Genomic DNA, 11,941 nt, shown 5'->3' on the forward strand with positions numbered 1-11,941 from the left:
ATGATACCTATTTAATATATATATAATCTAATTATTTTATTGTTTGCATATCCGATATTCTTCTGACGATGTTGTCGTTGGTCTGTTTTATTGTTTTCAGATCACGCAACAATCTCATTCTAAATCCAAACATTCTGAAGTAGAAGAATATACCAAGTGGTAGTATCACCGCTGACATAATGTTCATCCATTTACGCTCGAACGGACGTGTGTGGGCTTTTACTGAAACTACCGGATAGTTGTTCAGTTCGCTCAATATGTAGTGATCTCTTGTGTTCGACAAGTCGTTTATCACGTCTTCCATTTCTTCGCTTATTCTTTTTATCTCATGGTCGGGATGATACTTGAAGAATACGTTTATTGGATTAGGCATACCGACGAGTTTTTGTGCCTTTGAGTAGTCACCCACATCGTTGCTTATTGCTCTAAGGCGCATTGCGTCGTTAGTGTAGTTAGGGTCTTCAATCACAACTTCCTTACCGAATACGTGACGCTTTATCCTAAGTCCCAACAGCTTCCTCATCACGTCTTTATACAAGTCGATGTTGAATACCACGGAATCTTTATTAGCCTTGTAAGTCACGAATACTGCTATTGGCGTTAGCACAGCCGGAGCAAGTCCCTTTCCAAACCATACAGACCACATACCGCCGCGCGCCATTCTGTATCCAGAGTTGTCAAGAATGTAATACACGATAAACACAAGTACTGATATAATAACCGGTATTCCCAGTCCTCCTTTCCTTATGATTGCTCCCAGTGGGGCACCGATGAAGAAGAATATCAGACAGGATAACGCTACTGTAAACTTATTGATAGCCTCAATCTCGTGGTCATTAATAATCTTGTCGCCGTCTTTCGTTATCATACTCTTGAAGTCAAGGTCGTTTACGGCAGCTTGTGTTTTTGCTAAAGCGTCGTTCACAACTTGGCTCTTCTTGCTTGCCGACAGATGACTATATGTAGAGTCTATATTGAAGTTGTTTGCCATGCCTGCTTTTATAGCGGCTAAGGAGTCACGCTTATTAATCTTCGGCGTAAAATACATACCCATTTTCTCGTCCTTATAATATGCATTTCCTATGCTGTCATAAGTTATGTTGAGCGAGTCAATGTCATGAAATATTTTCTTGAGGCTTTTTCCTCTGGCATCGTTTGATAGACTGGTTGCATCAGCCATATTAAAGTCGCCGTCAAAATCAAGTACAATCTTTTTTGCCGTGAACGTCTCCCTGCGGTATGGCACAGCTGCACTGTTTCCGAACGCATCAGTCTGCATATTCTCAAACCATTCGCCACTCCATAGGTGTAATAGCAAGTGCTTTTTCTCAGCAGTTGCTTGTAGCATTGCCGAGTCGGCTAGGATTATTGCTTGATCTTCGTAACTACCTGTCATTCGGTATATCATCACGCCATATAGCATACCAGTCTTGACGTCTTTTCTCTGAACATACAGGTTGCTGTTAGGTATTCCGTCATAGAATATACCTTCTGGGATTTCAACTTCAGGACTTTTCTGCTTCATAGATATAAGCAGCTGTCCTATTTTCATATTAGCGGTAGGTCCTATGTTATTTTGAAAATAGAAAGAGATACCGCTGATAACAACGGTAAGAACGATAAGTGATCTGAAAGATTGTATCAGAGATATTCCTGCTGCTTTTATTGCTGTTAGCTCACTGCTTTCACCTAAGTTACCGAAAGTGATTAATGAAGACAGTAGTATTGCTAGTGGCATGGCTTGTGGAACAAGCATCAGTCCCATATACCAGAAGAACTGTGCCAGTATCTCCATCGACAGTCCTTTACCGATAAGTTCGTCAATATATCTCCAAAGGAACTGCATCATAAGCACGAATTGGCAAATGAAGAATGTGCCTATGAAAAGCACTCCGAATTGCTTTGAGATAAATATGTCTAATTTCTTTATTCGAAACATCTGTTCTAATGTAATATTCACGCACGTGCGCGTAATTTAGTTTGCAAAATTAGTATAAAAATATTAGAAATCTCCCATTTTTCATCTTTTTTATCAATTAACATCGGTTACTTTCTAAATTCTAATAACTATAAGATAACTTCATTAATCTGATTAATCCGAGCAATTAGATTTTTTTCTCAAACATCGTTGTCAAACAATTTTTTCATTCATCTAAAAATAATTTCCAAATAAATTTTGGTAATTAAAAACTTTGTATTACCTTTGCACCCGCAAACAGCAGTAATGCTTGTTGTGATGGCGGGATAGCTCAGCTGGTTAGAGCGTCGGATTCATAATCCGGAGGTCGTGGGTTCGGGTCCCACCCCCGCTACAAAAAGTTAAAAACTTAGCAAATAAGGGAATTACAACGTCAGTTGTGATTCCCTTTTTCTTGTTCGCCCAGCACGAACGTATTCTAATGGGTGAAAGTCCCCAATGCACCTTGGTATCATGGACAAAGGCGATAATGGCATTTTGGCAAATAACCGTGAAATCTTTTAGGAAGTCTGCAAGTCCTGCTTTTATTATAGCGATGATATTATCACGTTGTTGCAACTCTTGCTTATAGCATTCTTCTAACCAAAAATCTGCGCGTTCTCGCTCCTTAGCTTCCTCTGCCTTGATACCAATTCAACACCAATTCTTTATCTGTCTTCTTGCTTATTTTTTGTGACTTATTTAACTTTATTTTATCCGACATATTGCAAAAATATAGGATAAAGAGATAGGCGTTTATTTTGAATAGTAGAAGGATTGCCTTTGATTTTTTACCATATATGACACTTTTTTCAAATTAAAGCCAATAATTCCTCACGTTCAGTCTCGGTTATACTCTTCAAAAGTGTCAAGAGTTCCTGTTTGCTTCTAGTTTGCTGACTCGACAGTAATCGCTATATTGCTATTTGATTTCTTCAAAATCCTGTTTTTCAGGATTCCAGTAGCTTCCCTTCCAGTGATATTTGTCTATTAAGGGAGCGAAGCGTGAATGTGGCGACTCTCTCATTGCCTCATAGAAATATTGCCAATGATAGTTATTCTTTCCCCATTTTTTTGTCGATTTGCCCAATGTCTCGTCAATGAAATGGTACGCCCAAGCATCATTGTATTCTAGACATGCCAGATAAAATAGTTTGAGGCGTTGGTAGTCAATATATCTTCTGGTAAGCTCATAGTTGCGTAGTTGCGTAAGCGCGAGCCTAAATTCTTTACTGGGCCACACTGCTACTGCCTCAAGAGCGTCGTTGGTGTTACCAATTGTTTCTCTTTGTGAGTAACCGCCCTCCTTATCCATTCCTTTGCTAAATTGTTTTAAAGATCTTATAATAAGTTCTTTCTCTGCTTTTTTCTTAAACTTGACAAGTGGCATAAGTACATAGCCGACCCTCTCCTTGTAGTACATTTCTTTCATTCGGCGATAGTATTTCTCGTTGCATGGCAGTCTGTCCACAAGCTCATGAACATATTCTAACCTGCTTGATCCCTTCGTGAAAAAAATGATAGAGTCGTTTCTCACAGAGTCTGCTTGGGTTATTAGTCCGTCTTCCCTGCTATTCTGCAACCATTCAACGAATATATTCTCAACATATTCATCGAAAGAGACATCGCATGAGGCTAACTTGCACGAAGAAATGTCGTTCAAGTTCTTGAGTATGATGTCCTGACATCGTTTATTCCGTCTCAGGATAAGTCCATACATTGCCGCAAGCCTCACTGCAGGTGGTTCTTTTGCTGCTGTTAGCGATAATAGCTTTTTATCGCTTGCTCTTTTTGCTATTATCTGCTGATAGTTCCACCCTATAGGTGTTGAATCCCATCCGTTATTATTATACAGATTATAAACTTTCAGTTTTGTTAATTTTTTGATTGCCCAGTCGACGCTATCGATACCTGTGGTGTTCTTCTGAGCTGATAGAGACATGGTGTTCAGTATTAATAAGGCTGCAATAGCAACCCACTTAATACGATTTGTTTTTCTTTCTAGTGTTTTCATATTATTGTATTTAGTTCTTTATTCCGTGGTCAATGGTATTATTTAATGGTCTATGATCAAAGTTATTTTTCTCATGTTTTCCAAATTGTATTACCATATAGTCTTTACCTTACTGCAACTTTAGGTGTATTTTGCACCTATTTTTGCAGTACAAAGATAAATAAAAAGTTTATAATCTCCAAATAATTGATGAAATTACTGAAGTGTCGTGTCAAAAATCACCCAAGTAACAAAAAAGTTAAGATGCTAATCCTATGTATTTCTTGGTGTAGTTAACATCCTTCTTTTTATTTATTCCCGCGAGAACGGCCGCTATATCATTTGATTGAAGTGCTATGAGGAAACTGTCTTTCTCAGCGTTCTCTGCGGCATCTGCTTTAGCAGATCAATTTCCATTTCCCAACCTGTCTTTAATCTGCGAGAATCTGCGAGATCTGCGGGAGAACATGCCGTTTGCAGCAAGATACTTAAACAAAAAAGAGACTGCTCGTAAGCAATCTCTCAGTAGTTCCTTTTATAGTGCAGTATGAAAGTCGTGACCAACAAGTGCACTTGTTTTATGTTGCAAAGGTAATACTATCTTGGATAATACGAAACTTTTCTCGTGGCAATATTTATCATATTGCTTCGTCTTTTGTATTCAAAGTTCAAATTCATCCAATAAGAATGGAATTACTCCTACATAGGTAAAACCTTCTTCGTCATTCCAGGCTTTGACATTGCCATCTAGAACAATTATTTTGCGGAAGAAGTCCCCAGAGTTTTTCATTGAATAAGTCTCCTGACTTCTTTTTTCTGGTGTATCAATATTCAATGCAGATTGAATGTAGATCTTCTCGTGTCCAGTGTTCACTACAAAGTCAATTTCGTACAATGATTTTTTTCTTATTCCATCTTTGTTGATAGTTAGTTCTACTACTCCTACATCAACACTGTAACCTCTTGAAATAAGTTCCATATATATCATATTCTCCATCAAGTGTGAGCGTTCCTGTTGACGGAAATTGAGTTTTGCATTTCTTAGACCAAGATCTATGGCATAAAACTTCTTAGTATTGTCAAAGTAGCGTTTCCCTTTAACATCGTAGCGCTTAGCTTTAGAAAAGAGATATGAATCCTCCAAATAGTCTAAGTAATTCTTGATAGTATGGTCTGAAGTTTTTCGCCCCATCAGTGAACTTGCTGCATTGGAAAGATTATGGGTATTAGTAAGCGATCCCACAGCAGAACATAGAGAATCAACCACAGCATCAAGGATTTCATCATCCTTGAGATTGTATCTTTCCACAATGTCTTTAAGGTATACATTTTTATATAGGTCATGCAGATATTTTTGCTTTTCGATCTCATTTGGTTCTAGTACCGCAAGAGGCATTCCGCCATAGGTAAGATAATTTTCCAAAGCATTTGATCGATCCTGATCTTCCATTTGGAAATACTCTTTGAAGGATAATGGATACAGTTTAATTTCCGAACCTCTATCTCGGAAATTTGTTACAATGTCCTTTGACAACATCTTAGAGTTTGAGCCCGTAACATATATGTCCAAATTCTTTCTGGCAACAAGGTCGTTGAGTATATCGTAAAAGGTGATATACAGCATATCCTTATCTTCTTCGGATACAAGATTTTCGTCTATGTCTTTATTCTTAATCTTTACAGACAACTGTATCTCATCAATGAAAACATAATATCTTTTGTCTTTATCTTGCGTTCTATCTACTATATACTCGAATAACTGATTGGGATTCCTATATTTCAAATCAGACTTTCTGTCTAAGGCTATTTCAACGAAGCAATCCTCACTGACACCTTCAGATAGCAGTTGGTCTTTATACAAAGTTGATAACAGGTAGGATTTACCGCAACGACGTATTCCGGTGATTATTTTTACCTTGCCATTCCATCTTTTGGAAAGCAATTCATTTACATATTTAGAACGTTGTATTATCATATAGTCTTCATCTTACTGCAACTTTAGGTGTATATTGCACCTGTTTTTGCAGTACAAAGATAATTAAAAGGTTTATAATCTCCAAATAATTGATGAAATTACTGAAGTGTCGTGTCAAAAATCACCCAAGGAACAAAAAAGTTAAGGTGTCAATCGTATATGTTTTTTTGTGTAGTTAACATCCTTTTTTTATTTATTCCCGCGTGAACGACCGTTATTGTTGTTGTCGTATGTGCAAACGGCCTATTTTCCCGCAGATCCCGCAGATACTCGCAGACAAACCGCATGAACCGCATATCTCCACTATGTGGTATCTGCCTTTCTCAGCGCTATCTGCGGCATCTGCTTTAGCAGATCAATTTGTCTAACCTGTCTTTTGTCTGCGTGAATCTGCGTAATCTGCGGGAGAACATGCCGTTTAATTTGTTTTCTTTATATGTGCAAAACTACATAATATCTCGCAGATCTACGCAGACAAACTACAAACTACAAACTACAAACTACATAAACTTCCTCCGTGTCGCAACTGTCTTTATCAGCGTTCTCTGCGGCATCTGCTTTAGTAGATCAATTTCCATTTCCCAACCTGTCTTTTGTCTGCGTAAATCTGCGTAATCTGCGGGAGAACATGCCGTTTAATTTGTTTTCTTTATATGTGCAAAACTACATAATATCTCGCAGATCTACGCAGACAAACTACAAACTACAAACTACAAACTACATAAACTTCCTCCGTGTCGCAACTGTCTTTATCAGCGTTCTCTGCGGCATCTGCTTTAGCAGATCAATTTCCATTTACCAACCTGTCTTTTGTCTGCGTAAATCTGCGTAATCTGCGTGAGAATAGGCCGTTTAATTTGTTTCCTTTATATGTGAGAACAACATGTCCTCCCGCAGATTATGCAGATTCACTACAATAGCATAAACTACATATTCTTCCTCCGTGTCGCAACTGTCTTTCTCTGCGTGATCTATGGTATCTGCTTTAGCAGATCCATTTGCCCAACCTGTCTTTTCTCTGCGAGAATCTGCGAGATCTGCGGGAGATAATGCCGTTTAACATGTTATAAATAGAAAACAACAATAACGATTAAAGAATATCTAGCTGCACTCGTTATGCGTATTAATCAATCTTCCTCTGTTCATTACTTAACAAAAACTGTCCTGTAATTTTTTGTTACACTTTTAAGCTATATTCCTTATAGTCTTGATTTTACGGATATTTCAGATGATCCGCATAATTCCAACTATAAATTAATCCATTGCCACTCCTTAGGTTTCACGAATAAAAACTCGCTAGTCAAATAAAAAAGTCGTATATTTGCAAAATATTTTTCTAAAAAGGCATGAACAACTTAAAAAAAATATTAGTAGTAGCTCTTGGTATACTGACCCTCCCTTCTTATGGTCAGTTGACTGATGGGTTAGAATACAAACTTGAATTACAGAACACATCCGGCACAGGTAGTCATAATCCTTTATGGCTGAATGCCAATAAATATGGTTTGAGTTCTCTTGATAGCAGAAATGGATATTTTCGTGGCGCTGTCATGAGACCTTTCCAAGTTGATTCCGCACGTAAATGGGCAGTAGGCTATTGCGCAGATATAGTCGCACCATATAATTTCACAAGTCATTTCGTCGTACAGCAGGCTTATCTTGATGTACGTTGGCATAAAGCCTTACTAACTGTTGGAAGTAAGGAACAGCCGATGGAACAGAAAAACCAGGAACTTAGTAGTGGTAGCCAGTGTTTTGGTATAAACGCTCGTCCTATTCCACAGATACGCCTTGGCATTCCTGAATTTTGGGATATCCCAGGAACTAAAGGATTTTTAGCCCTTAAGGGACATATTTCTTATGGTATCCTTACAGATGGTGAATGGCAGGAACATTTCAATACTTCAGGGGCTAAATATCAGAAAAATGTACTCTATTGTGGTAGGGCAGCATATATAAGACTTGGCAATGAAAATCGTCATCCTTTAGAAGCAATGCTTGGACTGGAAATGGCTACTACGTTTGGTGGCTCTGTTTATAGTAATGGTCATAAATATTCTTATGCTTCAGGATTCAAAGATTATGTCAGTGCACTCATACCTTTTAATGGTAATGATGATAAGTCTTTGTATACGGCAGAAGGCAATATGCTTGGCTCTTTGCTTCTTAGTGTCAGCTATAAGTTCAGTAATTGGAAGATCAGAGCCTATACTGACCACTATTTCGAAGACGGTTCGCAGATGTATTTATTGGATTATGATGCTTATGGAAGTGGTAACAACTGGAACAAGAAGGTTGGTAATCGTTTCCTTGTTTATGATCCAAAGGACGGTATGTATGGTCTAGAGGTTACACTTCCTAAAAATCGATTTGTGTCTACTTTTGTTGGAGAATATCTCTATACCAAATATCAGTCAGGACCTGTATATTATGACCATACCCAAGTGATTTCTGATCATATAGGTGGTCGTGATGACTATTATAATCATGGAACGTATGTTGGATGGCAGCATTGGGGCCAGGTTGTTGGTAATCCACTTTATCTGTCTCCTGTATATAATGAAGATGGTAATTTGTATATAAGAGACAATCGCTTTGTGTCATGGCATTTCGGTATCACCGGAGATCCCGTTGAAGGATTACACTATCGTCTTCTTATGACTTGGCAGAAAGGATGGGGAACATATTTTGTACCGTATTCAGATATAAAGAAGAGTTATAATCTGTTGGCAGAAGTAGGGTATACGATGCCTGAAAGAATAGGGCATGTGTATACTCATGGATGGAGTGCTAAAATTGCTTTCGGATTGGATGATGGCATGTTGAGAGGAAACAACAGAGGATTCCAGTTTACTTTATCTAAGACCGGCATACTAAACTTTAAGAAGAAATGAAAAGAAGTCTAATATATATATTGTCAGTAGTGGTTGCACTGCTAGTATTTCAGAGCTGCGAGTTAGAAACTTCTGATAATGGTGATCTTGATGGTAATTGGCAGTTGATGCAGATTGATACCATTGCTACCGGAGGTTCCTATAATGTGAAGGACCATCAACTGTTCTATGCTGTTCAGGTAAGGCTATTGTGTCTGAATGCATATAATGCTGGTGTTAGTTCAAATATGTATTTTCATTTTGAGCATACTGCCGACTCGTTGAAATTGAAGCCAGCCAGCAGTGATGGACATGTAATGTATTCCGTTCCAATGCTTCGTCCTTATGGAATAAATAAAGAACAGGAAGCATTCAAGATCATGTTACTCAATTCAGATAGAATGCAGTTGCGTTCCGACAGTCTCCTGTTGACGTTCCGTAAGTTCTGACGAGCCATAAATTCGCATTCTCCCGCAGATTTATTGCTTCAACTTAAACTACATATTCTCTCGCAGATCCACGCAGAATAAATGCAATAGCATGAAACAGTATCGTTTCCTGTTGTGTCGCAACTGTTTTTATCACGGCTATCTGCGTGAGAATATGCCGTTTAATTTGTTTTTTTATTTATCACATTGTTTGTTTTCTTTATACGTGAGAGCTACATTATCTCCCGCAGATTCCCGCAGACAAACTACAAATCACATATACTCTCGCAGTGTAGCAACTGTCTTTATCTGCGTGAGAATAATCACGCAAGAGTACTCAATCTATTGCCAAAGAAGAAACCCCAATGTCTCCCGCAGATTACGCAGATCTCCGCAGATAAAATACAAACTACATAAACTCTCTCGGTGCGGTAACTGTCTTTGTCTGCGTGATCTATGGTATCTGCTTTAGCAGATCCATTTGCTCAACCTGTCCTACCTGTCTTTTATCTGCGAAAATCTGCGAGATCTGCGGGAGAACATGCCGTTTATACATGTATAATAAAGAATGATGGATAAACTAGTCAAACCCATGTCCACTTAGTGTTAAATTGAAAGCAATGCCTATGTTCGTTTTAATTAAACCAAGCATGAATTTTAATACTTCAAGCACACATTTGAGGAAAATGATACATAATTTGAATTTTAACATTTGCGCGTATGGCAAATGATTTCTAATTTTGCACCATCATAAACAAGGAGATAATGAAAAAAATATCTTTATTATTTTTACTGATCATACTATCAATTAATGTAAATGCACAAGTTGATTTAGGTCTGATACTGGAGATGCAACAGTATCAGATGACTATGAGTTTACTTAATTCTATACAGAAACAGGCACAACAGCAAGAACAAGAAGCAGAGAATAATCCTGTGACTATTGTCCGTGTTTTTCCAGAAGCAAACGATAGATTCTCTCTTGTTGTTATAACATCAAAGAAGGCACGCAATGTAGAAATAATAAGAAGTGAAGATGATGAAAATTGGTATAAAATAAATGTAAGTAGTGTTTTAGCCGGAGCCGGTTCAATGTCTTATATCTTTACAACTACGAGTGTGCTACCTGGTGATAGAGTAACAGTAAGAGACGTTAATAATCAAAAGTTGATGTATACATTTACAGTACCAAATAAGGAGACCGCAGAATATCAAAACTATATAAATGAACAGCGTCAAGCTAATAGAAACTTTCTTAGTTTCATGAATTCAATGAATAGTGGTAACACTCAAACTTCCACTTACTCTTCTACGACAAGTGGCGCAGTTTGTTCGTTATGTCATGGAACAGGTTTTATAGATGATGAGGTTCCCACGTATGGTCAGACTGGAACAAAATGGTGCCCTGGATGTAATGCAAATGTTCCTTTATCTCACTGCCATGGTTGCAAAGTATGTCCTTCGTGTAGAGGGAAAGGACATTATTAATAAATGTACCTTGAAAAATAATGATAATTTAGTTGATGAAAATGTCATCGCTTACATTAGTTTTATTTACTTTCTGCAAAACCATTAAAAATAACAAGTACCTTTATTATATCAGTTTTAGCTAATGCGTTAAAGATCCTAGAGAGGAAACAAATAATTGATATTTTAACCAGAAAACTTAGTTGCAAATATAGCAATAGGCAGTCAAAAAATAGCTGCTACCATTAAAAAAAATTGCTCATTGTCTGAGTGGGAGCGTAATAAAAATCAACTCGGAATAATTTCATTACCAAGACAAACTTTACGATATGTTCTACTCCTTGAGATTAAAAGTCCTCTCGTATTTTATAGAGCAGCGATGATTCTAAAGTTGCTACAGTTTCTGATAGAAGAGAAATATCTTCGGTATAAGAAAATACTACAAATATGAATGTTACTCTAAGCTATTTTTCAGATCAACCTTTTCCTCATAATATGTAAAGTCTCAATAGGTAGTTAATGATGTATCTTTTAAAATTTTATTTTAAAAATTAGTGAGTAAACGAATATCGCCCTGCGAGTTTATAAATATAAAAGTCTAGGAAATCTAAAGTAATCTAATAATACCAAGAAAAACAGACATAAAAGTTCCCTTTAAACCATTAGCAGAGTAAGCTTGCTTACGATGCTGTGGCGAGGGAGCTTTTTTCAAAGAAAAAATATCGTGCAAGCGAGAGCAGAGCCAAGCTGGCTTGAGCTATGCCGAACGCAGCCGATATTCTTTATCAAAAAAATTCGGTTGAGAATCATCAGCATACTTTTCCGCATTCCCCAACCTGTCTTTTATCTGTGTATGTCTGCATAATCTGCGTGAGACAATACCGTTTATATATGCAAAAAAGAGTGTGATGAATATGAAACAACCAAAACGGCCGTTCACGCGTTTCTCGCGGAAACAAAATGCAGAAACAAAAGGAAATTCGCTTGAGTTTATTGCTCACATAATTTTAGAAAAACTTGCATGAAACGCACCTAAAGGCGCCAGGAAAAAATACAGAAAAGTTGTTTGAGTGATGAGTAGAGGAAGCTTTCCTGTAGTTTTCTTCCATGTAAGTAATAGTTCTTTCAATCTACTCACGCGAATTTCTTGTAATTTTTTCCTGGCATCTTTAGATGCGGTTTCCTGATAATTAACAAAATAACATGAACAATAATGGGCCGTTTTTCCTTAGTTTCCTTAGATTTATT

General features: G+C 37.4%; 6 protein-coding genes and 1 tRNA gene. 4 read left to right on the forward strand and 3 right to left on the reverse strand.

Going from position 1 to position 11,941, the window contains the following annotated elements; translation table 11 throughout:
• Positions 1-31: 31 nt before the first annotated feature.
• On the reverse strand, positions 32-1,939 hold the full coding sequence (locus prwr041_RS08250; protein ID WP_207153342.1) for an LptF/LptG family permease: 1,908 nt from the start codon (positions 1,937-1,939) through the stop codon (positions 32-34).
• A gap of 299 nt (positions 1,940-2,238) precedes the next feature.
• Here prwr041_RS08250 and prwr041_RS08255 point away from each other — a divergent pair.
• Positions 2,239-2,312: transfer RNA gene (locus prwr041_RS08255), tRNA-Met, on the forward strand.
• 567 nt (positions 2,313-2,879) lie between these two features.
• Here the strand turns inward: prwr041_RS08255 and prwr041_RS08260 are convergent.
• The gene (locus prwr041_RS08260) at positions 2,880-3,971 is read right to left on the reverse strand and encodes a hypothetical protein (RefSeq protein WP_207153343.1); all 1,092 of its coding nucleotides are present in this window, start codon (positions 3,969-3,971) and stop codon (positions 2,880-2,882) included.
• A 640-nt stretch (positions 3,972-4,611) separates the two neighbouring features.
• On the reverse strand, positions 4,612-5,925 hold the full coding sequence (locus prwr041_RS08265) for an ATP-binding protein (RefSeq protein WP_207153344.1): 1,314 nt from the start codon (positions 5,923-5,925) through the stop codon (positions 4,612-4,614).
• A 1,346-nt stretch (positions 5,926-7,271) separates the two neighbouring features.
• Between prwr041_RS08265 and prwr041_RS08270 the strand changes: the two genes are divergently transcribed.
• The 3 genes from prwr041_RS08270 (at position 7,272) to prwr041_RS08280 (ending at position 10,714) form a co-directional block, all read left to right on the forward strand.
• Positions 7,272-8,819 carry a capsule assembly Wzi family protein gene (locus tag prwr041_RS08270; protein WP_207153345.1) on the forward strand — a complete coding sequence of 516 codons (1,548 nt, stop codon included), beginning with the start codon at positions 7,272-7,274 and terminating at the stop codon, positions 8,817-8,819.
• Positions 8,816-9,247, forward strand: coding sequence for a lipocalin-like domain-containing protein (locus prwr041_RS08275; protein ID WP_207153346.1), 432 nt, complete (start codon positions 8,816-8,818; stop codon positions 9,245-9,247). The genes prwr041_RS08270 and prwr041_RS08275 overlap by 4 nt, the downstream gene beginning before the upstream one ends.
• A gap of 744 nt (positions 9,248-9,991) precedes the next feature.
• Complete coding sequence (locus tag prwr041_RS08280) at positions 9,992-10,714, forward strand: hypothetical protein (RefSeq protein ID WP_207153347.1); 723 nt, start codon at positions 9,992-9,994, stop codon at positions 10,712-10,714.
• Positions 10,715-11,941: the final 1,227 nt, after the last annotated feature.

This window comes from Prevotella herbatica, assembly GCF_017347605.1.
In the GTDB taxonomy this organism is placed as follows: domain Bacteria; phylum Bacteroidota; class Bacteroidia; order Bacteroidales; family Bacteroidaceae; genus Prevotella; species Prevotella herbatica.

What these genes read in the sequence shown, in the direction of transcription:
- prwr041_RS08250 (WP_207153342.1), bottom strand. Translation starts at nt 1,939, where the DNA reads ATGTTTCGAATAAAGAAATTAGACATATTTATCTCAAAGCAATTCGGA.
- prwr041_RS08260 (WP_207153343.1), bottom strand. Translation starts at nt 3,971, where the DNA reads ATGAAAACACTAGAAAGAAAAACAAATCGTATTAAGTGGGTTGCTATT.
- prwr041_RS08265 (WP_207153344.1), bottom strand. Translation starts at nt 5,925, where the DNA reads ATGATAATACAACGTTCTAAATATGTAAATGAATTGCTTTCCAAAAGA.
- prwr041_RS08270 (WP_207153345.1), top strand. Translation starts at nt 7,272, where the DNA reads ATGAACAACTTAAAAAAAATATTAGTAGTAGCTCTTGGTATACTGACC.
- prwr041_RS08275 (WP_207153346.1), top strand. Translation starts at nt 8,816, where the DNA reads ATGAAAAGAAGTCTAATATATATATTGTCAGTAGTGGTTGCACTGCTA.
- prwr041_RS08280 (WP_207153347.1), top strand. Translation starts at nt 9,992, where the DNA reads ATGAAAAAAATATCTTTATTATTTTTACTGATCATACTATCAATTAAT.